This window comes from Dryocola mayonis, from assembly GCF_051307045.1.
GTDB lineage: Bacteria > Pseudomonadota > Gammaproteobacteria > Enterobacterales > Enterobacteriaceae > Dryocola.
Genome location: NZ_CP150452.1, coordinates 3186176 through 3210787 on the forward strand (window position 1 = coordinate 3186176; position 24612 = coordinate 3210787).

General features: G+C 55.2%; 20 protein-coding genes and 3 pseudogenes. 5 read left to right on the forward strand and 18 right to left on the reverse strand.

Annotated features, from left to right (window positions below):
* Positions 1 to 98: 98 nt before the first annotated feature.
* The gene (csiE, locus tag WLO32_RS15330; protein WP_435945857.1) at positions 99 to 1379 is read left to right on the forward strand and encodes a stationary phase inducible protein CsiE; all 1281 of its coding nucleotides are present in this window, start codon (positions 99 to 101) and stop codon (positions 1377 to 1379) included.
* On the opposite strand, the pseudogene WLO32_RS15335 reads toward csiE, so the two are convergent.
* A pseudogene (locus WLO32_RS15335) lies at positions 1376 to 2519 on the reverse strand (3-phenylpropionate MFS transporter). The gene csiE and the pseudogene WLO32_RS15335 overlap by 4 nt on opposite strands.
* Before the next feature lie 188 nt (positions 2520 to 2707).
* On the opposite strand from WLO32_RS15335, the gene WLO32_RS15340 reads away from it, so the two are divergent.
* Positions 2708 to 3130, forward strand: coding sequence for a DoxX family protein (locus tag WLO32_RS15340; protein ID WP_435945858.1), 423 nt, complete (start codon positions 2708 to 2710; stop codon positions 3128 to 3130).
* A gap of 50 nt (positions 3131 to 3180) precedes the next feature.
* On the opposite strand, the gene glyA is transcribed toward WLO32_RS15340, so the two are convergent.
* On the reverse strand, positions 3181 to 4434 hold the full coding sequence (glyA, locus tag WLO32_RS15345; RefSeq protein ID WP_435945860.1) for a serine hydroxymethyltransferase: 1254 nt from the start codon (positions 4432 to 4434) through the stop codon (positions 3181 to 3183).
* Positions 4435 to 4766: 332 nt separating this feature from the next.
* On the opposite strand from glyA, the gene hmpA reads away from it, so the two are divergent.
* Positions 4767 to 5957, forward strand: a complete 1191-nt coding sequence (gene hmpA, locus WLO32_RS15350) for an NO-inducible flavohemoprotein (protein WP_435945861.1) — start codon at positions 4767 to 4769, stop codon at positions 5955 to 5957.
* 36 nt (positions 5958 to 5993) lie between these two features.
* Here the strand turns inward: hmpA and glnB are convergent, their stop codons facing one another.
* The 5 genes and pseudogenes from glnB to purL form a co-directional block, all read right to left on the reverse strand.
* Positions 5994 to 6332 carry a nitrogen regulatory protein P-II gene (gene glnB, locus WLO32_RS15355; RefSeq protein ID WP_002438074.1) on the reverse strand — a complete coding sequence of 113 codons (339 nt, stop codon included), beginning with the start codon at positions 6330 to 6332 and terminating at the stop codon, positions 5994 to 5996.
* A 71-nt stretch (positions 6333 to 6403) separates the two neighbouring features.
* A pseudogene (gene glrR, locus WLO32_RS15360) lies at positions 6404 to 7742 on the reverse strand (two-component system response regulator GlrR).
* Positions 7739 to 8500, reverse strand: a complete 762-nt coding sequence (gene qseG, locus WLO32_RS15365; RefSeq protein WP_435945863.1) for a two-component system QseEF-associated lipoprotein QseG — start codon at positions 8498 to 8500, stop codon at positions 7739 to 7741. Before qseG ends, glrR begins: the two are co-directional and overlap by 4 nt.
* A 3-nt stretch (positions 8501 to 8503) precedes the next feature.
* Entirely contained in the window at positions 8504 to 9940 is a 1437-nt protein-coding gene (gene qseE, locus WLO32_RS15370; protein WP_435945864.1) for a two component system sensor histidine kinase QseE/GlrK, read from the reverse strand.
* A 525-nt stretch (positions 9941 to 10465) separates the two neighbouring features.
* A complete protein-coding gene (gene purL, locus WLO32_RS15375) occupies positions 10466 to 14353 on the reverse strand; it encodes a phosphoribosylformylglycinamidine synthase (RefSeq protein ID WP_435945866.1) in 3888 nt (1295 codons plus the stop codon).
* A 267-nt stretch (positions 14354 to 14620) separates the two neighbouring features.
* Between purL and mltF the strand changes: the two genes are divergently transcribed.
* Positions 14621 to 16171: a membrane-bound lytic murein transglycosylase MltF gene (gene mltF / locus WLO32_RS15380; RefSeq protein ID WP_435945867.1), complete on the forward strand. Its 1551-nt coding sequence runs from the start codon at positions 14621 to 14623 to the stop codon at positions 16169 to 16171.
* On the opposite strand, the gene tadA is transcribed toward mltF, so the two are convergent.
* Positions 16062 to 16565, reverse strand: a complete 504-nt coding sequence (gene tadA, locus WLO32_RS15385; RefSeq protein ID WP_435945869.1) for a tRNA adenosine(34) deaminase TadA — start codon at positions 16563 to 16565, stop codon at positions 16062 to 16064. The genes mltF and tadA overlap by 110 nt on opposite strands.
* Before the next feature lie 64 nt (positions 16566 to 16629).
* Positions 16630 to 17268 carry a phosphatidylglycerophosphatase C gene (gene yfhb, locus WLO32_RS15390; protein ID WP_435945870.1) on the reverse strand — a complete coding sequence of 213 codons (639 nt, stop codon included), beginning with the start codon at positions 17266 to 17268 and terminating at the stop codon, positions 16630 to 16632.
* A 236-nt stretch (positions 17269 to 17504) separates the two neighbouring features.
* Between yfhb and WLO32_RS15395 the strand changes: the two genes are divergently transcribed.
* The gene (locus WLO32_RS15395) at positions 17505 to 18353 is read left to right on the forward strand and encodes a MurR/RpiR family transcriptional regulator (RefSeq protein ID WP_435945871.1); all 849 of its coding nucleotides are present in this window, start codon (positions 17505 to 17507) and stop codon (positions 18351 to 18353) included.
* A gap of 322 nt (positions 18354 to 18675) precedes the next feature.
* Here WLO32_RS15395 and WLO32_RS15400 read toward each other — a convergent pair whose 3' ends face one another.
* From WLO32_RS15400 to WLO32_RS15440, 9 genes and pseudogenes are all read right to left on the reverse strand, one after another.
* Entirely contained in the window at positions 18676 to 19182 is a 507-nt protein-coding gene (locus WLO32_RS15400; protein ID WP_435945872.1) for a tail fiber assembly protein, read from the reverse strand.
* Positions 19183 to 19194: 12 nt separating this feature from the next.
* Positions 19195 to 20466 (reverse strand): pyocin knob domain-containing protein, encoded by a 1272-nt coding sequence (locus tag WLO32_RS15405; RefSeq protein WP_435945874.1) that lies wholly within the window; start codon positions 20464 to 20466, stop codon positions 19195 to 19197.
* A complete protein-coding gene (locus tag WLO32_RS15410) occupies positions 20447 to 20647 on the reverse strand; it encodes a hypothetical protein (protein ID WP_435945875.1) in 201 nt (66 codons plus the stop codon). Before WLO32_RS15410 ends, WLO32_RS15405 begins: the two co-directional genes overlap by 20 nt.
* 2 nt (positions 20648 to 20649) lie before the next feature.
* Positions 20650 to 21225 (reverse strand): DUF2612 domain-containing protein, encoded by a 576-nt coding sequence (locus tag WLO32_RS15415; protein WP_435945877.1) that lies wholly within the window; start codon positions 21223 to 21225, stop codon positions 20650 to 20652.
* Positions 21222 to 22415 carry a baseplate J/gp47 family protein gene (locus WLO32_RS15420; protein ID WP_435945878.1) on the reverse strand — a complete coding sequence of 398 codons (1194 nt, stop codon included), beginning with the start codon at positions 22413 to 22415 and terminating at the stop codon, positions 21222 to 21224. The genes WLO32_RS15415 and WLO32_RS15420 overlap by 4 nt, the downstream gene beginning before the upstream one ends.
* On the reverse strand, positions 22408 to 22752 hold the full coding sequence (locus WLO32_RS15425) for a hypothetical protein (RefSeq protein ID WP_435948314.1): 345 nt from the start codon (positions 22750 to 22752) through the stop codon (positions 22408 to 22410). Before WLO32_RS15425 ends, WLO32_RS15420 begins: the two co-directional genes overlap by 8 nt.
* Before the next feature lie 3 nt (positions 22753 to 22755).
* Positions 22756 to 23505 (reverse strand): annotated as a pseudogene (locus WLO32_RS15430) (Gp138 family membrane-puncturing spike protein); the annotation flags it as partial.
* A gap of 62 nt (positions 23506 to 23567) precedes the next feature.
* Positions 23568 to 24086, reverse strand: a complete 519-nt coding sequence (locus tag WLO32_RS15435; RefSeq protein WP_435945880.1) for a hypothetical protein — start codon at positions 24084 to 24086, stop codon at positions 23568 to 23570.
* Positions 24031 to 24600, reverse strand: coding sequence for a hypothetical protein (locus WLO32_RS15440; RefSeq protein ID WP_435945881.1), 570 nt, complete (start codon positions 24598 to 24600; stop codon positions 24031 to 24033). Before WLO32_RS15440 ends, WLO32_RS15435 begins: the two co-directional genes overlap by 56 nt.
* Between the last annotated feature and the right edge of the window lie 12 nt (positions 24601 to 24612).

Below are 24612 nucleotides of genomic sequence, written 5' to 3' on the forward strand. Positions count from 1 at the left end.
GCCAGCCAAAATTACGCGATTAAAAACCCTGGCTACTACGATCTGCATCAAAAGCTTTAGCTATTCTTAGCAATAATCAACATAACTGGACCCTACGGATGATGACACTGCTTTCCCCTCCACCATCTGTGCTCTCCAGTCCGCAGCGACGCTGCCACCTGCTTTTGATGCTGTATCTGCCGGGACAGACGGTAACGCCAGAGATTCTGGGCAGGATTAATGGAGTAGACAGTAATAAAGCCCTGCAAGATATAGCCGACACCAGTGATGAAATCCAGCGTTATCACCGGCTGACGATGATAACCGAGCCGGACGGAAGCTACCGCATTGAAGGCTGCGCTCTCGACAGGAGGCTGTGCCTGCTGCACTGGCTGCGAAGGGCGCTGCGGCTGTGTCCGCACTTTGTGCAGCACGAGTTTTCCCCGGCGCTTAAAGAGCAGCTCAGAAAACAGGCCATTACCAAGGCGCTGTATGACGAAACCAATCTGCAGGCGCTGGTCAGCCTCTGCGCGCGCCGCCTGCAGCGCCAGTTTGACAGCCGTGACGTTCAGTTCCTGAGCCTGTTTTTACAGTACTGCCTGCATCAGCATCAGCTCGGCAATACGCCGGAGTTTAGCGAAACGCAGCGGGAGTGGACGCGTCTGCGCCCGGAGTACCTCGCCGCGCAGGTTATCGCCCGCCACTGGACGCGTCATGTAAAGCAGCCGGCCCATGAAGAGGAACAGCTTTTCCTTGCCCTGCTGTTTCAGTTACTGCGCACGCCGGATCCGATTCACGATAACCATCAGCAGGATCTACGGCTGCGCGCCTCCATCTCCGCGATGATCGCCCGTTTTCACGAGCTGGCGGGCATGTCGTTTAGCGACGAACAGGGGCTGAGCGACCAGCTGTATGTTCATCTTGCCCAGGCGCTCGACCGCAGCCTGTTTGCTATCGGTATCGATAACAGCCTGCCGGAAGAAATCACCCGGCTCTATCCGAAGCTAATGCGCACCACGCGCGAGGCGTTTGGCGTGCTGGAGGCCGAATACGGCGTTCATTTCTCAGACGAAGAGGTGGGGCTGGTCGCGGTGATTTTTGGCGCCTGGCTGATGCAGGAGAACGACCTGCAGGAAAAGCAGGTGCTACTGCTGACCGGAAACAATGCCGAGCTGGAGCAGCAGATAGAGCAGCAGCTACGGGAGCTCACTTTGCTACCGCTGAATATTAAGCATCTGACGGTGCATGGTTTTCAAAAAGAGGGCGCGCCGAAAGAGGTCGTGCTGGTGGTGACGCCCTACTCCACCAGCCTGCCGCTGTATTCGCCGCCGCTGATCCACGCCACGCTGCCGCTTGGGGAACAGCTGCAGCAGCATATCCGTGAAATCCTCGAGTCCTAATCCGCCCTTGCCGCGACTCGTGGACGCAGCACGAGCGCGGGCAAGGCTACCAGCGCCATAATCCAGAACACCCCGCCATGCAGATGCTGGTAGAGGAAGCCGGAGAACATCGTCATGATGGCGATGCCGCCGCCCATCGCCACCGCGGAATAGACCGCCTGCAGCCGAATAACTTCGTTGCCCTGACGCGCCGAAATGTAGCGCATGGCCGCAAGGTGGCAAACGGTGAAGCTTCCGCAGTGCAGGATTTGCGCCGCGATAAGCCACGGCAGGTCGGTGGTCCACGCCATCAGGCTCCAGCGAAGGATGCCCGCTCCTGCGGAAAGCAGCAGCAGGTCGCGGGCGCTCCAGCGGCGGAACAGCCTGTTGCTAAGCGCGAAGACAACGATTTCCGCCACCACGCCCAGCGACCATAGATAGCCCACGACCGAGGCGGAATAGCCCGCGCCCTGCCAGTAAATCGCGCTGAACCCGTAGTAGGGCCGCGTGCGCGCCTTGCAGCAAAGAGACGCAGGCGAGGAAGCGCCAGGCGCTTAACACCAGCTTTTTCCACGCCTGCCAGCCTGCGGCTTCCTTCTGCCGCGATTCTCCCTGCGGCATTACCGATGGACGCAGCATCATGCCGGTGAGCATGGAGGCCACGCCGACGCTTAGCAGCACCAGAATCGCCTGGTAGCTGAAGACGCTGACCAGCTTGCCGGTCATCGCCGAGCCGATCACAAACGCCAGCGAGCCCCACAGGCGCACGCGCCCGTAATCCATGGTGATTTGTTTTTGCCAGGTGCCGGCCAGCGCATCGGTAAGCGGCACGAGCGGTGAGAAAAAGAGGTTAAACCCGACCATGACGATCAGCAGCCAGGCGGCGGTTTGTCCGAACCAGAAAGCAACGGCAAAAAGCAGGGTCAGCAGAGCAAGCAGCCGCAGAGCAAAGACGAGGCGGGAAGGATCGGTGACGCGGGGTGCCAGAAGCAGGCTGCCGAGAAAACGGGCGATTAATCCTGAGCCCAGCAGCAGGCCGATAGTCTCGGGCGGCAGGCCGATGCCGGTCAGCCACACGCTCCAGAAGGGCAGGAAAATTCCGTAGCTGAAGAAGTAGGTAAAATAGCTGAGCGCCAGCCAGCGCGTAGAATGCAAAACCATGATCCCTCCCGTTTTGGAGGCGTTAGTGTGGCGGAGCGTCGCCCGGCTTGCAAGCTTTCATTAACAGCTTAATAACACCTGTTTTTTAAGAGGTTAATCCTCTCCCGGCCGCAAGAAATGCTATTTCCAGGCGAGCTTTACGGTTGTGTATTAGGGTTATTTTGAACCTCTTCACAATCGAGCCCACTATGAACAGATTACGTTATTTCGACTTTGGTCAGTCGCGTCCTGTCATGCTGCTGATCGCGCGAATCGCTCTGGTGCTGTTGTTTATTATTTTTGGCGTGCCGAAAATGACCGGCTTTAGCGGGACCGTGCAATATATGGCATCCGTTGGCGCGCCGTTGCCGACGATCTCCGCCGTTATCGCCGTGCTGATGGAGGTTGTCGCCGCAATACTTATCGTGCTGGGCTTCTTTACCCGCCCGCTGGCGATAATTTTTATCTTTTATACGCTGGGGACGGCGGTGATTGGCCACCACTACTGGAATATGACCGGGGACGCGGTGGTGCCGAATATGATTAACTTCTATAAAAACGTCAGCATCGCCGGAGCGTTTTTGCTGCTGGCGATTGTCGGCCCCGGCGGTATTTCTCTCGATAAACGCTGAATTTTATCCATAAAAAAAGCCGCTTTCGCGGCTTTTTCATTTCGACCAGACTACGCGTACACCGGCAGGCGAGCGCAGATATCCAGCACTTTTTGCCTGGTGCGTTCAATAACGGCTTCGTCGTTGATGTTGTCTAACACATCGCACATCCAGCCCGCCAGTTCGCGAACGTCTGCTTCGTTAAAGCCGCGGCGCGTCACAGCCGGCGTACCGATACGAATACCGGAAGTTACAAACGGGCTCTTCGGATCGTTCGGCACGCTGTTTTTGTTCACGGTGATATTCGCCCGGCCCAGGGCCGCATCGGCTTCTTTACCGGTCAGGTTTTTATCAACCAGATCCAGCAGGAACAGGTGGTTGTCGGTACCGCCGGATACCACTTTGTAGCCGCGCTCCAGGAAGACTGAAACCATCGCTTTGGCGTTTTTAGCAACCTGCTGCTGATAGGTTTTGAACTCGGGCTCCATCGCTTCTTTCAGCGCCACCGCTTTGCCCGCGATAACGTGCATCAATGGGCCACCCTGCGCGCCCGGGAACACGGCGGAGTTGAGCTTTTTGTACAGCTCTTCACTGCCGCCTTTCGCAAGGATTAAGCCGCCGCGCGGGCCTGCCAGCGTTTTGTGGGTCGTGGTGGTCACAACGTGCGCGTGCGGAACCGGGTTCGGGTAAACGCCTGCGGCGATAAGACCCGCAACGTGAGCCATATCGACAAACAGGTAAGCGCCGACCTGGTCTGCGATTTCACGCATTTTTGCCCAGTCAACCACGCCGGAATAAGCGGAGAAGCCGCCGATGATCATTTTCGGCTTGTGCTCTTTGGCCTGTTTTTCCAAATCCGCGTAGTCGATATGCCCTGTTTCATCGATACCGTAAGGAACGATGTTGTACAGCTTGCCGGAGAAGTTTACCGGGGAACCATGAGTCAGGTGGCCGCCGTGCGCCAGGTTCATGCCCAGCACGGTATCGCCAGGTTCGAGTAAAGTGGTGTATACCGCGAAGTTAGCCTGGGAGCCGGAGTGCGGCTGTACGTTAGCGTAGTCTGCGCCGAACAGCTCTTTTGCGCGGTCGATAGCCAGCTGCTCAACCACGTCGACGTATTCGCAGCCGCCGTAATAGCGCTTGCCCGGATAGCCTTCAGCGTACTTGTTGGTCAGCTGAGAACCCTGCGCCTGCATAACGCGTGGGCTGGTGTAGTTTTCGGAGGCGATCAGTTCAATGTGCTCTTCCTGACGTACTTTTTCTTGCTCCATAGCCTGCCACAGTTGGGCATCATAATCGGCAATGTTCATTTCACGCTTTAACATTCGCATCTCCTGACTCAGCTAACAGTAAAAATTTGGACTGCTTTGAGGGGGCCCTTTCGGGCGACGGGCAACAGTGTAAACCGAATTGGTATTGGGTGATAGGGCTTGACAGAGGTTTTTACGCAAACGATTGGCTCGGCATGGCGCAAGGGTTTATCGGCATAAGCTCGCCGGGATTTTGACGGATATTTCTTCATCAGCAACATGCGTGTTTTTCACTTTCTGTGATCGGCGTCGTTAACATCGATAGCCCATTTACAACCCAGGCCTATTTTTATAAGATGCATTTAAAATGCTACTTATATAAAACAAGCTGTTTTCAGGAGCTAACCATGCTAGATGCACAAACCATCGCCGTTGTGAAATCAACCATTCCCCTGCTTGCCGCCACCGGCCCGAAACTCACCGCCCATTTCTACGATCGCATGTTCAGCCATAACCCCGAGCTGAAAGAAATCTTTAACATGAGCAACCAGCGCAATGGCGACCAGCGAGAAGCGCTGTTCAACGCCATCTGCGCCTATGCCACCAATATCGAGAACCTGGCGGTTCTGCTGCCGGCGGTTGAGAAAATTGCCCAGAAACATACCAGCTTCCAGATTAAACCCGAGCAGTACAACATCGTTGGCGGTCATCTGTTAGCCACTCTTGATGAGATGTTCAGCCCGGGCGAGGAAGTGCTGAACGCCTGGGGTAAAGCCTACGGCGTGCTGGCGGAGGTTTTCATCAATCGTGAAGCGGAGATTTATCAGGCGAACGCGGCGAAAGACGGCGGCTGGGAAGGAACTCGCGCATTCCGCATTGTGGCAAAAGAGCCGCAAAGCGCGCTGATAACCAGCTTCGAATTCGCCCCGGTAGACGGCCAGCCGGTGGCCGATTACCAGCCGGGCCAGTATCTTGGCGTTTGGCTCAAGCCGGAAGGTTTCCCGCATCAGGAAATTCGTCAGTACTCTTTAACCCGTAAACCAGACGGGAAAAGCTACCGCATTGCGGTAAAACGCGAAGATTCAGGCCAGGTTTCCAGCTGGCTGCATAATCACGCTAAGGTGGGCGATGAAGTCTATCTGGCGGCGCCGGCAGGTGATTTCTTTATGGACGTTGCGCCGCAAACGCCGGTGACGCTGATTTCCGCGGGCGTAGGCCAGACGCCGATGCTGGCGATGCTTGATACGCTGGCGAAAAACGCCCATGCCGCGCAGGTTAACTGGTTCCACGCGGCAGAACACGGCGATGTGCACGCCTTTGCCGACGAGGTGAATAATACAGGTAAGCGGCTGGCGCGCTTTGCAAGCCACGTCTGGTATCGGGCGCCGAACGAGAGCGATCGCGCTCAGGCAAAATTCAACAGCGAAGGGTTAATGGATTTGCTGGCGCACGAAGGGAAAATCAGCGCGCCGGATATGCAGTTCTATCTGTGCGGCCCGGTGAACTTTATGCGTTTCGCCGCCGAACAGCTGGTGAAGCTGGGCGTTGAAAAGGATCGTATTCACTACGAATGCTTTGGCCCGCATAAGGTGATGTAGCCGCTAAGCCCTCTCCTGCCGGGAGAGGGCCTTAAATCAAATCGCCGCGTCGTCTTCTTCGCCGGTACGGATACGCACCACGCGCGCCACGTCAAAGACAAAGATTTTGCCGTCGCCGATTTTACCCGTCTGGGCGGTGCGAATGATGGTGTCCACGCAGGTATCGACGATATCGTCGGTCACCACAATTTCAATTTTTACCTTCGGCAGAAAATCCACCATGTATTCGGCGCCGCGATAAAGCTCGGTATGCCCTTTCTGGCGGCCGAAGCCTTTTACCTCGGTCACCGTCATGCCGGTGATGCCGACTTCCGCCAGCGCTTCGCGCACATCATCCAGTTTGAACGGTTTAATAATCGCATCAATTTTTTTCATAGTTTTCTGTCATTCCCGCACAGGTTATGTGTGCTGCAAGCATGGTAATCGGTTGCCCAAATTACCACAGACTACTCTTTAAAGTCATTGGCATCGAGTTCATGACGCGAGAGTAATTTATAGAATTCGGTGCGGTTACGCCCCGCCATGCGCGCCGCATGGGTGACGTTGCCTTTGGTGATTTGCAGCAGCTTGCGCAGGTAGTTGAGCTCGAACTGATTACGCGCTTCGGCAAAGGTGGGCAGCACGGTGTTTTCGCCTTCCAGCGCCTGCTCCACCAGCGCTTCGCTGATGACGGGAGCGGAGGTCAGCGCCACGCACTGCTCAATAACGTTAACCAGCTGGCGCACGTTGCCCGGCCAGCTGGCGGCCATTAAGCGCTTCATCGCGTCCGTTGAGAAGCTGCGCACAAACGGCTTGTGACGGTCGGCCCGACTGGCGCAGCAGATGGTTTGCCAGCAGCGGAATATCTTCCGCGCGCTCGTGCAGCGCCGGGATCTTCAGGTTCACCACGTTCAGGCGATAAAAGAGGTCTTCGCGAAACTCACCGCGTTCCATAGCCTTTGGCAGATCGCGGTGGGTCGCGGAGATAATACGCACGTTAATATCCAGGTCGCGGTTGCTGCCCAACGGCCGCACCTTGCGCTCCTGCAGGACGCGCAGCAGCTTAACCTGCAGGGGAATCGGCATATCGCCAATTTCGTCGAGGAATAACGTGCCGCCTTCCGCAGCCTGGAACAGCCCTTCCCGGCTGCTCACCGCGCCGGTAAAAGCGCCGCGCGCGTGGCCGAACAGCTCTGACTCCAGCAGCTGCTCCGGCAAAGCTCCGCAGTTGATGGCGATAAATGCGTTTTTACTGCGCGGGCTGGCGTTGTGAATCGCCTGGGCCAGAATCTCTTTCCCGGTACCGCTCTGGCCGTTAATCAGCACGCTGACGTCGGACTGCGCGACCATCCGCGCCTGTTCCAGCAGGCGCAGCATGTTCGGGCTGCGGGTAACTATCGTTTCGCGCCACATATCGTCGCCGGCGGCGATGGTGTGCACCAGCGCGTCGTCGATTGCCTGATATAAAGCGTCTTTGTCCACCGGCTTGGTCAGGAAGCTAAACACCCCCTGCTGGGTGGCGGCAACGGCGTCCGGAATCGAACCGTGCGCGGTAAGAATGATAACCGGCATTCCCGGCTGCATCTTCTGGATCTCCGCGAACAGCGCCATGCCGTCCATTTCATCCATGCGCAGGTCGCTTATTACCAGGTCGATCTTTTCACGGCTCAGCAGCCGCAGCCCTTCTGCGCCGCTTTCCGCCGTCGAAACGGTGTAGCCCTCGCTGACCAGACGCATGCCGAGGAGTTTGAGCAGCCCGGGATCGTCATCAACAAGCAGCAGCCGGGCCGGTTTGCGTTGGGTCATGGTTTTGCCTCCTGCTTCGGTTTTTCACTATCCGTTTCGGGCGTCGGCTTAGTGATATCGTCATCCGCTTCGCCCTGCGCCGCAGGAGCCGGAGTCGCTTTTTCAGCGCCCCGGCTGCCGTCCGGCAGATAGCCGCTGGCCGGTTTACGGCTGGAAAGCTGCCGTTCGATATCCGTCAGATTTTCAAGTTTGCGGGTGGTCAGATCCAGCTGGTTACGCAGGCGCTGTTGCTGCTCGCGCAGCGTATCGAGCTCCCCATCCGCCGATTGCTGGAGCCTGCTGTAGCGAATGCGCTCGTCGGAAAGATCGAGCAATAAAGCCTGTCCATCCCGCCACACCTGGAAGAGCGGGCGCACCTGCGCAGGCACTTCGCCAGCCATAGTATCCAGCTGCGACATATAGCGGCGACGCTCCGTTGGCGTGATTTTGGCGTTGGCCAGCAGGATGCCGCGCTTAAAGGTGTCCTGCCAGGTATCGGCCGGCCACTGGCGGGCTTTCGCCCGCGCCTCCGCCGGCGGCAGCCGCTCGGCGCAGTCCATTCCGCGCAGCCAGAATAGAGGGTTGTTGACCGCCTCACGCCCCTCGATGTGCCAGATATCCATACAGTCGGTGGAAAGGTAATCCGCCAGCTGCTGCTCGGGCACCTGCGGCTGATGAGGTTGTTTAATCGCGCTGGTCACCGTATTTTGCACGCAGCCTGCCAGCAGTAACGGCAGTAAAATTACGCCAATACGGCGACGAAATAGTGTCACTTTCATTTTTTATTCATTCTCGGGAAAGACTGGCAATTCAATACGGAAACAGACGTCGGTTTTATCGTCCTCAACCAGGCGCAGCTCGCCGTGCATGCGGCGGATGCAATCCTGGGCGATGCTCAGCCCCAGGCCACTGCCTTTGACCGCACCTTTACGTTGTAGACTGCCCTGGTAAAAAGGCTCAAAGATCATCTCCCGTTCGGTGGCAGGAATAGGTTGTCCGGTATTCGCCACCTCAATACGTAGCATAGAACCAACCTGCTGGCTGCGGAGGTAAATGGTACCGGATTCACTGCCATAGTGCACCGCATTGGAATAGAGATTATCCAGCACGCTCATTAACAGCATGGGTTCCGCCAGACAGGCCACGGGGCTGAGGTCGCATTCGGTATGCATCATTTTAGCCCGTGCCGGCAAACTGTGGGCGGAGAGTACCACTTCAACCAGCGGCTTGAGCGCCACTTTTTCCAGTTCGACTTGGCCGTCCGCCAGCTTGCGGTTGTAATCCAGCAGCTGCTCAATGAGTTTCTGCAGATGGCGGCTGCTGCTGTCGAGGATCTCCACCACCTCTTTTTGATCGGCGGTAAGCGGCCCGGCGACCTGATCCGCCAGCAGCTCCGTCCCTTCACGCATACTCGCAAGCGGCGTTTTTAATTCATGGGAGATGTGCCGCAAAAATTCGTGGCGCTGCGATTCAAGCCAGGAGAGACGTTCGCTTAGCCAGACGATGCGCTGCCCGACCGAGCGCAGTTCGCGCGGGCCTTTGAACAATACGGAATCCCCGAGAGAATGCCCTTCGCCAAGCAGGTTGATCATCCGCTCGATGCCCTTCACCGGGCCGATAATCATGCGGGTGAAGATAATCACCAGGCCGAGGCTCAGTAAAAACAGCACCAGCGCCTGCCAGCCAAAGAACTGGCCGCGCTCGGCTATTTCCTGCTGCAGCTGCTGGCCGCGAGAAAACACCACCGTACGCGTGGCCTGCACCATTTCGGTATTGGCGGTGGCGAAGGCTTCAAGATGCACCGCGGCCGTCGCGTCGGGGCCGCTGTTTTTGCACTGTAGCTCGGCAAGATCGTTTAAGGACTGGCGCAGCGCCTGGTAGAGATGATCGTCGGGAAGCACGCCCGCGTGGGCGTCGAGCATTTGCGCGTAGCGTTTACGCTGCCCCTGGTAGACCTTTGCAAGCGTCGCGTCGTCCAGCACGCAGTACTGGCGATAGCTGCGTTCCATTTCGAGGGCGGCGTTGGTCATCGCCTCGCTGCGGCGGGCGTCGATTAGCGTAGTGCGGTTGGTCTGCGCGGCCTGCGCGCTGAGCGCGTTAAGGCTCTGCCAGGCCTGCCAGGCCAGCACCAGCAGCGGCACCAGCACCAGCAAAAAAGCCATCATCACGAGCTGGCGCAGGGATCGGGGGAAAAAGTGCCACTGGTTCAATAGCTTCATCTCAAATTTACCTGTGAGACATGATGCTAGCCGGGATCGGAGGGAGTTTAAAGTCTGGATGCTCAGAAACAGCAAAGGCAGGGTGTTAAACCCTGCCTTTGCTCTGGAAACAGGCGGTGCCTTACTCAACGTTTCGCCCGGAGTATGCCAGGTCTCGAAGACTATTGGCAAAAGGTGGACGGCAGGCACCTTGAGTGCATCATTCGATGGTTTATGTAGCACGACTCTAAAAAGAGGGCTGACATAAGAGAGTGAATGAGCCACTGCTTACTTAAATGCACGATGCGTGCCACATTTAAATAACAATTTATAATCATCTGTTTTTAAATGTATTTATTTAATAAATCAGCTAAAGCAGACGGGCGTCTTTTTTAACCTTTCTGTCGCCAAACGGCAACATGATAAGGTCCATTAAAATAAATCCATTAAAAACAAATAATTAAATGTCACCTTTTGGAGTCACTTAAAAAGAGCCCTGTCGGGATTTACAGACAAAAAAATCCCCGCCGAAGCGGGGAGTGATGATTAACCTAACTGCCTGCGGGCATTGCGGAAGATACGCATCCACGGGCTGTCTTCGCCCCACTCCGCCGGATGCCAGGAGTTGCTGACCGTACGGAACACGCGCTCCGGATGCGGCATCATAATAGTGACGCGCCCGCTTTCGTTGGTGACCGCGGTAATGCCGTTTGGCGAGCCGTTCGGGTTAGCCGGATAGGCCTGCGTGACTTTGCCGAAGTTGTCGACAAATCGCAGCGCCACCAGCCCTTTGCTTTCAAGCTGAGCCAGATGCGCGGCGTCGCGCACTTCCACATGGCCTTCACCGTGCGAGACGGCGATCGGCATCTGCGAACCTGCCATCCCCTGCAGCAGCAATGACGGGCTGGAGCTGACCTCCACCAGGCTGAATCGGGCTTCAAAGCGGTCGGACTGGTTACGCACAAAGCGTGGCCACAGATCGCTGCCCGGAATCAGCTCGCGCAGGTTAGACATCATCTGGCAGCCGTTACATACGCCCAGCGCCAGGGTTTGCGGGCGGTGGAAGAAGGTTTCGAACTCGTCGCGCACGCGCTCGTTGAACAGAATCGACTTCGCCCAGCCTTCTCCCGCGCCTAACACGTCGCCGTAGGAGAAACCGCCGCAGGCTACCAGCGCCTGGAAATCTTCCAGCCCGCGGCGTCCCGCCAGCAGATCGCTCATGTGCACGTCGATGGCGTCGAAGCCCGCACGATGGAAGGCCGCGGCCATTTCAACATGGGAGTTAACGCCCTGCTCGCGCAGAACGGCGACTTTGGGCCGGGCGCCGGTGGCGATAAACGGCGCGGCGACATCTTCGTTAATGTCGAAGCTCAGCTTCACGTTCAGGCCGGGATCCTTGTCATTGGCTTTCGCTTCATGCTCCTGATCCGCACAGGCCGGATTATCGCGCAGGCGCTGCATCTGCCAGGTGGTTTCCGCCCACCACATGCGCAGCGTAGAACGGCTTTCGCTGAACACCGCGTGGCCGTCCGCCGTAATAGTGAAACGGTCGCCGGTTACGGCTTTACCGAGGAGGTGTACGCAGTTCGCCAGGCCATGATCGGCAAGGATTTGCTCCACCGCCGCGCGATCCGCCGCTTTAACCTGGATCACCGCGCCCAGCTCTTCGTTAAATAAGGCGGCAAGACGATCTTTGCCCAGCGCGGCAATATCCGCCTCCACGCCGCAATGGCCGGTAAAGGCCATTTCCGCGAGCGTAACCAGCAGGCCGCCGTCCGAACGGTCGTGATAGGCCAGCAGCTTGCGTTCGGCGACCAGCGCCTGCATCGCATCGTAGAAGCCTTTGAGCTGCGCAACGTCGCGCACGTCGGCAGGCTTGTCGCCCAGCTGGCGATAAACCTGCGACAAGGCGGTTGCGCCCAGCGCGTTGTGGCCGGCTCCGAGGTCGATAAGCAGCAGCGCGTTATCCTCGGTGCTCAACTGCGGCGTCACCGTGCGGCGCACGTCTTCGACACGAGCAAACGCGGTAATAACCAGCGAAAGCGGAGAGGTCATCTCACGCTGTTCGCAGCCTTCCTGCCAGCGGGTTTTCATCGACATGGAGTCTTTGCCCACCGGAATGGTGATGCCAAGCTGCGGGCAAAGCTCTTCGCCCACGGCCTTAACCGCTTCGTACAGGCCAGCGTCTTCGCCGGGGTGGCCCGCAGCGGCCATCCAGTTGGCGGACAGCTTGATGCGTTTAAGCGAACCAATCTGGGCGGCGGCGATGTTGGTCAGCGCTTCGCCCACCGCAAGGCGCGCGGAAGCGGCGAAATCGAGCAGCGCAACAGGCGCGCGTTCGCCGATGGACATCGCTTCGCCGTAGTAGCTGTCGAGGCTTGCGGTAGTCACCGCGCAGTCGGCGACCGGAATCTGCCACGGGCCAACCATCTGGTCGCGCGCAACCATGCCGGTCACGCTGCGGTCGCCAATGGTTATCAGGAAGGTTTTTTCCGCAACCGCCGGCAGGTGCAGAACGCGGTTGACCGCGTCGGCAATGCCGATCGTGCTGACGTCGAGCGCCTCGCCCTTCGCTTTCAGGGTTTCAACGTTGCGCTCCATCTTCGGCGTTTTGCCCAGCAGCACGTCCAGCGGCATGTCGATAGGCCGGTTGTCGAAATGGCTGTCGTTGAGCGTCAGATGTTGCTCTTCGGTGGCTTCACCGATAACCGCGTACGGCGCGCGTTCGCGGCGGCAAAGCTCGTCGAACAGCTCAATCTGCTCTGGCGCAACCGCCAGCACATAGCGTTCCTGAGATTCGTTACACCACACTTCAAGCGGGCTCATGCCCGGTTCGTCGTTGAGGATGTCGCGCAGCTCGAAACGACCGCCGCGGCCGCCGTCGCTGACCAGCTCCGGCATAGCGTTAGACAAACCGCCCGCGCCCACGTCGTGAATAAACAGAATCGGGTTGTGCTCGCCCATCTGCCAGCAGCGGTCGATAACCTCCTGGCAGCGACGTTCCATTTCCGGGTTGTCGCGCTGTACGGACGCAAAGTCCAGATCCGCGTCGGACTGGCCTGAGGCCATAGAGGAAGCCGCCCCGCCGCCAAGGCCGATATTCATGGACGGACCGCCCAGCACGATAAGCTTCGCGCCCGGTGGAATTTCGCCCTTCTGAACGTGGTCGGCGCGGATGTTACCGATGCCGCCCGCCAGCATGACCGGCTTATGGTAGCCGCGCAGCTCAACGCCGTTATGGCTGTTGACGCGCTCCTCATAGGTACGGAAATATCCCGTCAAGGCCGGACGGCCAAATTCGTTGTTAAACGCGGCGCCGCCGAGCGGGCCTTCGGTCATGATGTCCAGCGCGGTCACGATACGATCCGGCTTGCCAAAATCTTCTTCCCACGGCTGTTCAAAGCCCGGAATACGCAGGTTGGAAACCGAGAAACCGACTAAGCCTGCTTTGGGCTTCGCCCCGCGTCCCGTCGCGCCTTCGTCGCGGATTTCACCGCCGGAGCCGGTTGCCGCTCCCGGCCACGGAGAAATCGCCGTCGGGTGGTTGTGCGTTTCGACCTTCATCAGGATATGCGCCTCCTCCTGATGGAAATCGTAGCGGCCTGCTTCACGGTCCGCGAAGAAGCGCCCTACCGCTGAGCCTTCCATAACCGCCGCGTTGTCTTTATAGGCAGACAGTACGTGGTCGGGCGTTTGCTCAAAGGTATTTTTAATCATTTTAAACAGCGACTTCGGCTGCTGTTTTCCGTCAATCACCCAGTCGGCGTTGAAAATCTTATGACGGCAGTGTTCGGAGTTGGCCTGCGCGAACATATACAGTTCGATATCGTTCGGATTGCGGCCAAGCCCGGTGAACGCTTCCTGCAGGTAGTCGATTTCATCTTCCGCCAGCGCGAGGCCAAGGCGAATGTTGGCTTCCACAAGCGCATCGCGCCCCTGCCCAAGCAAATCGACGCTTTGTACGGGCGCCGGTTCGTGATGAGAGAAAAGCTTCTCGCCGTCGTTCAGGGAGCCGAACACGCTCTCCATCATACGGTCGTGCAGCAGCGCGCTCACTTCCTGCCGCTGCTCGTCGGTCAGGGTCTCGCCGCTGACGTAATAGGCTACGCCGCGCTCCAGACGCTTAACTTTGGCAAGGGCGCAGTTGTGGGCGATATCGGTAGCTTTCGAGGACCAAGGGGAGATGGTGCCAGGGCGAGGCGTCACCAGCATCAGGTGGCCGGTCGGGGCGTGGTCGGCAAGGGTTGGGCCGTATTTCAGCAACCTTTGCAGCCGTGCGTGCTCATCGGCGCTCAGCGGCGCGTCTAAATCGGCAAAGTGAACATACTCGGCGTAAATGTCGCTCACCGGCAGGTGGGCATCTTTAAAACGGGCCAGCAGTTTGTTAATACGAAATGCCGATAGAGCGGGGGAACCACGCAGAATTTCCATCATCAAAGATCTCTCGTCTTCAAGCGTGAGCGACGCTCACGTGGGCGCAAGGGGAAAACGGGCGTCATTATAGAGAATACCGCGCCGTGACGAAACCGTTTGCGTAGAAATAAAAGCATTACTTTTTACTGTACAAAAAGCATCCAGCGGAGCCGAATAAGTTGCGCGCTGGCGCTTTGTTAAGCAAAATGCGCCTCATCCTGTCGCTGAACCCCCTATGAAAATGACCATTGTGAGCTAAGACCCGAGGCACTGCAGACCATTAACCGTTTGAAAAGACTTAAGATTAATTATCTGCTTATCGGTGTTGTAACCTTGTTGCTGGCAGTGGCGCTCTGGCCCTCCATTCCCTGGTTCGGAAAAGCCGAAAACCGTATCGCCGCCATTCAAGCGCGGGGAGTCCTGCGCGTCAGCACTATTGCCTCGCCGATGACCTATAGCGTGGTGAATAACAAAGCTTCGGGGTTTGATTACGAGCTGGCGCAACAGTTCGCTGATTATCTTGGCGTAAAGCTTCAGATAGGGGTTCGCCCGAACATCAATGCGCTGTTTGACGATCTGGATAACGGCAACGCCGATTTGCTCGCCGCCGGCCTGGTGTATAACACCGAGCGTAGCCAGCATTACCAGGCGGGGCCAACCTATTATTCCGTATCACAGCAGATGGTTTACCGCGTGGGCGGCCCTCGTCCTAAAACGCTCGCGGGCCTGAAAGAGAACCAGCTGGTGTTATCTCCGGGCCTTGCCGTGCTGAGCGATCTGCAGGCGCTAAAAGAGAGCAAATATCCGGACCTGACGTGGCGTATCGATGAGAAACGCACCAGCAGCCAGCTTTTGCAGCAGGTGGTGGATGGCGGCATTGCGTTTACCGTTTCCGACTCTATCGCCATCAGCATTTTCCAGCGCGTTCATCCCCAGCTGGCGGTCGCGCTGGACGTTACCGATGAGCAGCCGGTGACGTGGTTTAGCGTGCGCGACGGCGATGACAGCCTTTCCGCAGCCCTGCTCGATTTTTATAACAGGCTAAGCGGCGAGGGCATTATGGCCCGCCTGGAAGAAAAGTATCTCGGCCACATCGGGGAATTTGACTATGTCGATACCCGCACCTTTCTTAACGCCGTGGACGGTGTTTTGCCCGAGCTTCAGCCGCTGTTTGAAAAATACGCAACGGATATCGACTGGCGGCTGCTTGCCGCTATCTCTTATCAGGAATCTCACTGGGATAACCAGGCCACCTCCCCTACCGGCGTGCGCGGCCTGATGATGCTGACTAAAAACACCGCGCAAAGCCTGGGGCTGACGGACAGGCTCGACCCGGAGCAGAGCATCAGCGGCGGTAGCCGTTATTTGAAAGATATGATGGGGAAAGTGCCGGAGACGGTGCCGGAAGACGAGAGGATTTGGTTTGCGCTGGCGGCCTACAACATGGGCTACGCCCATATGCTCGACGCAAGGCAGCTTACCGCGAAACTAAAAGGCAATCCCGATAGCTGGGCGGACGTTAAAGTGACGCTGCCGTTGCTCAGCCAGAAGCAGTACTACAGCAAAACGACCTACGGCTACGCTCGCGGCCATGAGGCCTACGCGTACGTTGAGAATATCCGTAAGTACCAGCTGAGTCTGGAAGGGTATCTTCAGGAGAAGGAAAAGCTGGCGGCGCAGGAGGCGAAATTTGCTGAGGCTTATCCGGCGGTGGCGCCCGTGGAGCTGGCTACTCCGCCTTACGGGCCGTTTCCTTTAGGGCCTTTTTCTGCAGACGACGGGCGCGGAAAAAATCACTCAGCATCGCCGAACACTCTGCTGCCAGTACCCCTTCAGTAACGCCGACCTGATGGTTCATGCCGGGATGGCCCAGGACGTCCATCAGCGAGCCAATCGCCCCTGTCTTCGCATCCCGCGCGCCGAAGACCAGCGTACCGATACGGCTATGCACCATGGCGCCTGCGCACATCACGCAGGGTTCGAGGGTGACATAAAGGGTGGTATCCAGCAGGCGGTAGTTTTGCAGCACCAGTCCGCCCTGACGCAGCGCCATGATTTCCGCGTGCGCCGTGGGGTCGTGACGGCCGATAGGCCGGTTCCACCCTTCGCCGATCGCCTGGTTTTTATACACCAGCACGGCGCCGACCGGAACTTCCCCTTCATCCCAGGCGCGCCGGGCAAGCATCAGCGCGTGGCGCATCCAGTATTCATGGGTAAATTCACTCTTTGACACGGGCAGCTCCGGGGGAATTAAGGCGCGGCGCATTATACACATCGCCCATCAGATGCGAAATGCGTTACTCAAGCTGCTGCAGCTGTCCCTGCGCCGTGACGCGCCAGCGGTGCTGGCAGAAATAGAGCAGCGGGTTATCCTGCTTGCTGTCGCTGTAGCCGCTGTAGAGCTGAAGCGGCGTGCCGATTTGCCGCTCAAGCTGGGCGACTTTTTCATGGCCGAGGCAGCGTAACGTCAGCACCCAGCCGCCGTGCGAACGCTTCATCTGGCTGGCGATGAGCTTCACTTCAGGCAGCCACGGCGTGTCGTAGTAGACCTGCTGCACCAGCGACTGCGGCGAACCGGTGATAAGCCAGACGTCCGCATCGGAACTGGTGAGGTAGTCAGTAAGCCGCTGCTGCACAACCGGGAACGCCGTGACGCGGCTGCGGAACCAGCTAACGAAGCTCATTTCCAGCTGTTTAAGCCGCGCTTCGCTGTGTCCGAAGGTTGCTCCCCAAAGCAGCAGGCTCATCGGCCAGCGAGCGGTGCGGCCTTTAATCAGCAGCGCGCCGCCTATTACCGGCAACAGCGGAATAACCAGCAACAGATTGAGGGGCTGATGGCGCAGCAGATAGCGCAAAAAACTGCCGAACATATCCTGCTGATGCAAGGTGCCGTCCAAATCGAAAAACACTACCCGACGCTCGCTCTGGTTTGTCAAACGCTACTCCTTTGATCGTCAAATTCCATAAGCCGTGTAAACCGCCTCCGACCGCGGCCGTTACACAAAGCCTAACAGATAGAACCTCATCTTTCCGGTAACAATCGTCGGACGTTGTTATATTGAATATTTAATTCCAGCTAATGACGTAATAACAGAATACGGCGTTCATTCAGAGCCGCTATTTACGTTATCATTTACCGAAACCGCTTTTGCATTGCTCCCACGGAGAGGACATGAATTGTTTACTGCGTATCCGCCAGCGTTATCCCACCCTGGCGCAAAGTGACCGTAAACTGGCAGATTATTTGTTGGCCAATCCCGACCGCGCGCGTCATCTCAGCTCGCAGCTGCTGGCGCAGGAGGCGGGAGTAAGCCAGTCAAGCGTTGTAAAATTCTCGCAAAAGCTGGGGTTTAAGGGATTTCCCGCCCTGAAACTTGCCATCAGCGAAGCCCTGGCCAGCGGACAGGATCCTCACTCAGTGCCGGTCCACAATCAAATTCTTGGCGATGACCCGTTAAGGCTGGTTGGCGAAAAGCTGATTAAGGATAATCTCGCCGCTATGCATGCAAGCCTTGATATCAACAGCGAGGAAAAACTGCTGGCAAGCGTCGCCATGCTGCGCAACGCGCGGCGCGTGCTGATTGTCGGTATCGGCGCCTCAGGCCTGGTTGCGAAAAACTTCGCCTGGAAGCTAATGAAGATCGGCATTAACGCCGTGGCGGAACAAGATATGCACGCCCTGCTGGCAACCGCGCAGGCGCTTAGCGCTGACGATATCCTTTTCGCTATTTCTTATTCAGGCGAACGGCGCGAAATTAACCTCGCCGCCGATGAAACCCTGCGCACGGGCGCAAAAGTCCTCGCCGTCACCGGCTTTACGCCAAATGCGCTGCAGCAGCGCGCCACGCTTTGCTTGTACACCATCGCGGAAGAGCTGGCGACGCGCAGCGCGGCCATTTCCTCAACCAGCGCGCAGATGATGTTAACGGACCTGCTGTTTATGGCGCTGGTACAACAGGACCTGGAAAACGCCCCGGATCGTATCCGCCACAGCGAGGCGTTGGTGAAGAAATTGGTTTGATAAATACAGATAGTTTATATAACCCAGACCCCAGCAGTAAATGAAACAAGCTGGAACTGGCAAATGCGATTTATACCCAAAAAAAATCATACGCCAGCAGAGAATAAGAAGCCTTTTCTCCAGGCTTCTTGCCTCCCTCCTAATAAATGGAATTATCACTTGGTCAACAAACTGAACCATCATGGACTTTTTATATCATTTACGCATTTAACACATAATAATTTAATTATTACTCCCCATGTAGCTAACTCAATCAAAAAAATCATATTATCAATACCGCATTCGGTATTCTCCCTCACACAGAAACAATCCCAATCGAGTATTACAAAGGCTTTTCAGGCCATTTAATATCTGGTGCCAGAGAAACATCTACCCGGTTAATTTCAATGCGATATTTTTTCCATGCAATTAGATCCTGAAGATCAGCCGGTTGTTCCAAACCTAATTCATCGGCGTCCTGCAGCATTGCTATAACCTGACTAGCCTCATTAATAAGTTGCGCCCTTTGAGCTATAGCAACGGTGGTATAATCAATGGGTATCGCAACTATATTTTCACCATCAAAAATCCACATTCCTTTTTCATTAATATCTTTGGGGACTTTTTTTAGTTCAATGTCAGCAACAGATTTCCCTAAAGGCCACAATTCAGAAACATCCATCGATAACCTGGTAATCAAGCCATCACTTTCGAACTCAATTTTTAATTTACTCTCGTCGAATAAAATTTGCGATTCATACCAATCCTGTCCATCTTCTGAAGTAAGATGCCCCACCGTATAACCTTCGATCTGTTCAAGTTTTGACAAGTTAAAATTATTGATAATCATTTCCAACCCTTATTACGCAGTAATTGTTTGCCATGTACCATTAATATTTATTTGTAAGGCACGTACATACCATCTCCCGTAACGTACATCTCCATTATTTCCTAAATGGCCGGTCATAAAATTACCCACAGGCGCATCTACATCACTTGTGCCGCTATCCGTGCCAATAGTTCCTCGAGCTCCAACTCGCATACCAATTACACTGGATGTTTTAAGTATATATCGCCCATCACTTTCCGCTTTTGTATATGCAGTACCCGTAGTGGTATAGTTACCTTTTAACTGGTATCTATTATCGAAATTAGTATAGTTACCGGGAACCACTTGACCTACAGAAGTTAATACCTTACTTCCGCCAGCATAAGAAATAATATTATTACCGCCAGTAGAATCCTCATTAACTCGAAAACCACTTCCATCGGCCACAATAAAATACTTCTTCCCGGTATCGCTTTCACTTAACTGAATTATCGGAGCCGGCGTAAATAGTTCTATATTGCCTGTTAGCCGACCACCACTGGCAGGTAATGCTCCAACCTCCGCCGCTGTGGGTTTATTAGATGTATCATAAACCTTTGCCCAGCCCGACCAACTACCACCATAAAGTGAACGGATATAGCATCGTGAAGAACTATAGGTGCGATAAACTTGTGTAATGCCTGCATGTTTAATCACTTCGAGCGAGCCGGCAATTGGCTCTGGATAATTACTGCCAGCCGCCGCCTGTGCATTCATGCTTTGAAAATACAATCCCGGGATTGTATAGGTATTCAGATCGGCTCCGCTGCCAATCGCTATAGTCTGACCATTAAAAATATCTTGCGAAGTGACATTGATATCGCCCGTAAGTGCATGTCCGTTAACTTTACGGGCATTAGGTACCGCGTTAACAATTCGCGAATCATCTCCAGCAGCAACGCTATTAGCCGTTGTACCCGTATCAAGTACAGATGCTCCTTTCAGTCCCAGGTTACTGCGTGCCGTCACCACACTCATGACATCAGCCAGGTTATTACCTTTCTGCAGCGCGTTGACAATACGCGCGTCATTTCCTGCCGCCACGGTTGCGGCAGCGGTGCCGACATCAAGTACTGCTGCGCCTTTCAACCCCAGGTTACCGCGAGCGGTGCCGGCGTTGGTTAGCTCAGACAGGTTGGCCGTCGCTTTCAAATAGCGTCCGTCCAGCTGGCTCGTTGAGTTGTTCAACAGCGCTTTTAACAACGTGGCCTGCAGGCTGTTTAAATCACCGTTATCCAGCACGTCGTTACCGGACTTCGTCGCCATAAACGAGGCCACCACGGAAGCGATAGTCGAGGCCCTGACGCCAGACTTTATTTAGCTCTTCGCTGCGGGCGATGCCGGACTGAAAGCCGGTTCCCAGCGCTTCTAAATCTTCATATTCAGGTTGTGATAATACGTTGGCAAGCTCGCCTGTAGCGAACGCCTTAAAATCATTTACAGGCATGGTTAACCCTCGGTAATTTCATAATTAACGGTAATCCCGCCCGGCTTAATGGCAAGATATCCCTGACGGATAATTTCTTTGGTGATGCTGGAGATTGATTTACCTTTCACCGAAACCGTCATAGTCATATTCTGATTATCGGCAAATGAAATAAGGATATCTTTCTTAGGGTAAATATTTTGTAAAATATCTGGAAGGGTTTCATTTGTTCCATCCCAGTTATTTGCGCCGATTTTCGCTCGTAAAACGGCACGATAGTTTTCGTCATCAAGATCGATAAATCCGAACTCGGCGTCGTAGCGATTTTTCCAGTAGCCATAATCGAAGCCAAGGTCGACGTTATCGAAGGAAAAGAAAAAATCTTCTATAGGCGCGTTAATTCTTCTGGTTTGCCCGATCCATTGCCCAAGGATATCCAACTGGGCACCAATAGCCTTATCAACATCAAAATCACGAATAAAGCTGCTGGTAATGTTTTGCTGAGCAACAAATGCTGAAGTAACCGCATCCAGAGTAGCGGCATAGCGTGGCGCTTCAAGCTGATAAGAGGGAATCAGTTCGCTGTATTTATTGCTCATACCGACACCGTTATGATGTTTATATTCGCGATAACGTTGGTTGCCAGTTCATTAAAGGCGACCGGTAAATTAGCCGTTGAAAGTGAATTTTCTGTTCTCCCTATTTCAATGGAGAGAATGTCATAAGTATTTCCGCCGCTGGCAGCGCTCAGGGTAGCCGGCACAAATAGACGAGACAAAAATAAGGTATCGCCAATGTTTAGCGAGTTAATAAATTCACTTATCGATTCTTTAATACCATTACCAATATCCGTGGTATAGCCCAGCAGCGGCTTTAATCTGATCTCGACATAGATTGGGATATCAGCAGGCCGGAAGTAATGAATCGGCTTAGCATTGCCATAGCTGTCGATAACATTTTCCGTCGTTGTGCCGTAGGTCGGCACGCCGGGCGTCTTCTTCAATGCTATAGCTTTGGCGATGCTCCCCGCATCGCCTCCTTCAATAACAACGGCAATATTATGCGCGGGAATACCGTTATCATCGCTGGTATCCGTATCGTTATCGAATACGCGTAACCGTCCCACTCCCGGTAAATTGGCGAGCGCGCCTTCTAAACCCTCAAGAACGGTTTTAGAAGGCAGGGCAACAGATCGCGCCTGACGCTGGCGCAATTCGGCATCGGTTTCCGTCGCCCGGCCTTCCGTTGCCGCCGTCTGGTTTATGGCGCTTTGCCAGCCCAACGTGGGCGTCGCTATCTCGGAAATATCACCGCTTAAGGCGCTAATTGCTCCTGGCGTCTGACAGATTGCGGTTGCTGTCGCTTTGCCATGCAAGTCGAGCGTCACCTGCGCGGGTAATAACCAGATATTGCCCGCGGCATCGCGAACCTGACCATTTTTAATCACTGTACCGACTTTGCCGGTTAAAACCACATCAGCCGTTGAGTTACCGGCCAGCTTACGCGTAATTCCGTTGATTTTAACATTTCGCGATAACCCCTCCCCCATTCCGCTATGCGGACTAAAAGAGTTATACGCCGCTATCGTCGCGTTGTTACAACCATGCAGAGCGTAGGAGATAAGAGACAGCAGCACGCCGTCTTTGCTGTCCGGTTCGATATAAATATCATCACCATAAATATCCCTGAAAATGATTTTCCATTGTTCAAGGATGGTCTGGAAATCGGGTGCTGAAATACCATCCTGGCTGATGGTCGGTAGCATTGTGTTAATTAAATCTTCATACATCGACGGTTACCTCTCCATAGATGGTGTCCAGCGTAACGCTGAAAGTCAGGCGTCGATTGCTGTTTTTATTTTGCGTATTGAAGGCGGTGATAGCTTTTACCCCCTGCGTGCCTGAAATACGATCGCGAATGGCTAGCGTGTAAACATCCGGCGCCTGTTTACCCAACACCGCCTGGGCGTAGGGCGTGCCTTCGTTAACGTCCAGAAACCATTGCCCGCGCCACAGGCAAAGGCGCGTCCTGACCGCCTGCGCGACGGCCTGTGCGTTATCGACCAGAAAAGCTGCATCACCTCGCCCGAAGGCATAGTCGTTGTCTATCTCTTTGCGGTATTTCATTGCGGGCCCTCCTGTATTACTTCCGCCACTTTGCACGCCGCCATGGGTATGTGTTGTCAGGCTTATGCCGCCTGCGGTTACCTGACTGTCAACGACGACCGGACCACGCAACGATGCACCTCCGCCCGCAGAACCTTTCCCCTGCGCAAGCGGGCCATTGATGGTGACCGCGCCGTTCAGGACAATCGTCGGCGATGTAATTTCAGTTCCGCCCTGAGCGCTGGCGCTTAATTTCCCGGTTGTGACAAGCGTTATGTCATGTCCCGCCGCTACTTCAATAAAAGCCGCGCCATCATCGGTACGCAATTGGGCGGCGCTGGTGCTGATAGCGTCAATTTTCCTGACCTGCGACTGCGGGCCGGGTATGACGAAAGCATCCGCTAGCGAGTGTTGCCGCGCATTAACGGGCTCCTGCGTGCCGCCGTTTTGCCACCAAAAATCTATGGCTCTGTCGGCAAAAACCACCAGACATTCGTCACCGGCCTTAATGGGGAAAGTGAGCGTGCAGCCTCCGCCGCGTGGGAAAACTACCGGTACATCCACCAGCAGTGGATAGCTGACTGAACTTACCTTGCCATCGCTGGCTGTTTGTCCCCCTTTGATCGCCGGGGCAATGGTGCAGGTTACGGTTTCAGCATCAAAGGACTGGATTATGCCGGGCAGCGCAACGCGGAGATCGTTACTAAGCGCCGCCGTCGCGGCCGCCAGCGTTTCGGCCAGTTCGCCGCTAAGGGCCGAAGCGTTTAAAGCCATCTTTGCCTCCATAAATGGAAAACCCGCCGGCGGCGGGTTTTATTATTAAAAAGAACGATGCTCTATTTTACTTGTTCAGCAGACACATCATTCCCCGCGTCTGTTGCTCCGGGCATCTGACACATCAACTCCATTTTCCAGTTAGTTCCGCGAGTATCCCCGTCGTAGGTAATGCCGCAGACTTCGTATACGCCGTCCGTGGCAACGCTTAAAGCCTGTTTTTGCGGGGAAGAGGATGAAGAGGCCGGCAAATTTTTTAACGAATTCAGATCGGTTTGCGCAGCCAGGATCGATGCCTGATCCAGATGAATCAGGCCTTTTAACCGAATATTCGGATTGATCAGGCAGGTTGCATTTACGCCTGCATTAGTCGTGCGCTGAGGCATGCCGATCAAACCGCTTGCGCTATTAAGCTTAATAGCCGGATGCGTCACCCGATCTTTGGGATACATATCCAGACGATCATCAATAATTTTCCAGTCGGCTTTACAAAGCATGGCTATCTGATTGAGGTAGTCGCTGACTTTACCGTGAAAAGTGTAACCGCGCGGGAAAACGGCGTCGGGGAAATTCGGCATCATCCCGGCGATAATGTTGTAGGGTTTCAGGGCGGGCCAGCGCCAGATCGTACATATCCTTGACCCGATACCCCTTGGCAAGGGTTGCGCTGATAGTTGCGTAGGTTATGGCTTCATGGCCATCAATGGCCTGAATCAACAGCCAGCTATCCGGCGTGTTCTCCCTTCCTGTAATTGTGACGCGAATATCACCGCTGAAGATCAGGCCATAGTTCATACCGTCTCTTTGCCCTGTTTCAATCCCCGTCACATCCCGGGCGATGCCAACCTGCTGCTGGCTGACAACGGGCATCATCCCGTTGTAGCCTGCAATGAGGCGAATTTTAGAAAATTCGCTCCCGATGATGCGGTTCGCGGTATCCGCCGCCAGGTTATAGATTTTTATCTCCGCCATTTTTGGCGCTTTACCCAGATACCACTCCACCTTAAAAATAGCTTTGAAATCAGACAGCGTGATGCCCTCTCCTTTGGCATCAAGCAGCTGCACTTCAAAATGGCGTAACCAGTTCTGACTCATAAAGGCTCTCTT

Excerpts from the sequence above, each read along its gene's own strand:
- WLO32_RS15435 (WP_435945880.1), bottom strand. The coding sequence starts at position 24,086 with ATGATGCCGAATTTCCCCGACGCCGTTTTCCCGCGCGGTTACACTTTT.
- WLO32_RS15405 (WP_435945874.1), bottom strand. The coding sequence starts at position 20,466 with ATGGCGACGAAGTCCGGTAACGACGTGCTGGATAACGGTGATTTAAAC.
- WLO32_RS15400 (WP_435945872.1), bottom strand. The coding sequence starts at position 19,182 with ATGATTATCAATAATTTTAACTTGTCAAAACTTGAACAGATCGAAGGT.
- glnB (WP_002438074.1), bottom strand. The coding sequence starts at position 6,332 with ATGAAAAAAATTGATGCGATTATTAAACCGTTCAAACTGGATGATGTG.
- qseE (WP_435945864.1), bottom strand. The coding sequence starts at position 9,940 with ATGAAGCTATTGAACCAGTGGCACTTTTTCCCCCGATCCCTGCGCCAG.
- WLO32_RS15425 (WP_435948314.1), bottom strand. The coding sequence starts at position 22,752 with ATGAAATACCGCAAAGAGATAGACAACGACTATGCCTTCGGGCGAGGT.
- WLO32_RS15415 (WP_435945877.1), bottom strand. The coding sequence starts at position 21,225 with ATGAGCAATAAATACAGCGAACTGATTCCCTCTTATCAGCTTGAAGCG.
- hmpA (WP_435945861.1), top strand. The coding sequence starts at position 4,767 with ATGCTAGATGCACAAACCATCGCCGTTGTGAAATCAACCATTCCCCTG.
- WLO32_RS15395 (WP_435945871.1), top strand. The coding sequence starts at position 17,505 with ATGAATTGTTTACTGCGTATCCGCCAGCGTTATCCCACCCTGGCGCAA.
- WLO32_RS15410 (WP_435945875.1), bottom strand. The coding sequence starts at position 20,647 with ATGCCTGTAAATGATTTTAAGGCGTTCGCTACAGGCGAGCTTGCCAAC.
- glyA (WP_435945860.1), bottom strand. The coding sequence starts at position 4,434 with ATGTTAAAGCGTGAAATGAACATTGCCGATTATGATGCCCAACTGTGG.
- WLO32_RS15340 (WP_435945858.1), top strand. The coding sequence starts at position 2,708 with ATGAACAGATTACGTTATTTCGACTTTGGTCAGTCGCGTCCTGTCATG.
- csiE (WP_435945857.1), top strand. The coding sequence starts at position 99 with ATGATGACACTGCTTTCCCCTCCACCATCTGTGCTCTCCAGTCCGCAG.
- qseG (WP_435945863.1), bottom strand. The coding sequence starts at position 8,500 with ATGAAAGTGACACTATTTCGTCGCCGTATTGGCGTAATTTTACTGCCG.
- purL (WP_435945866.1), bottom strand. The coding sequence starts at position 14,353 with ATGATGGAAATTCTGCGTGGTTCCCCCGCTCTATCGGCATTTCGTATT.
- WLO32_RS15440 (WP_435945881.1), bottom strand. The coding sequence starts at position 24,600 with ATGAGTCAGAACTGGTTACGCCATTTTGAAGTGCAGCTGCTTGATGCC.
- WLO32_RS15420 (WP_435945878.1), bottom strand. The coding sequence starts at position 22,415 with ATGTATGAAGATTTAATTAACACAATGCTACCGACCATCAGCCAGGAT.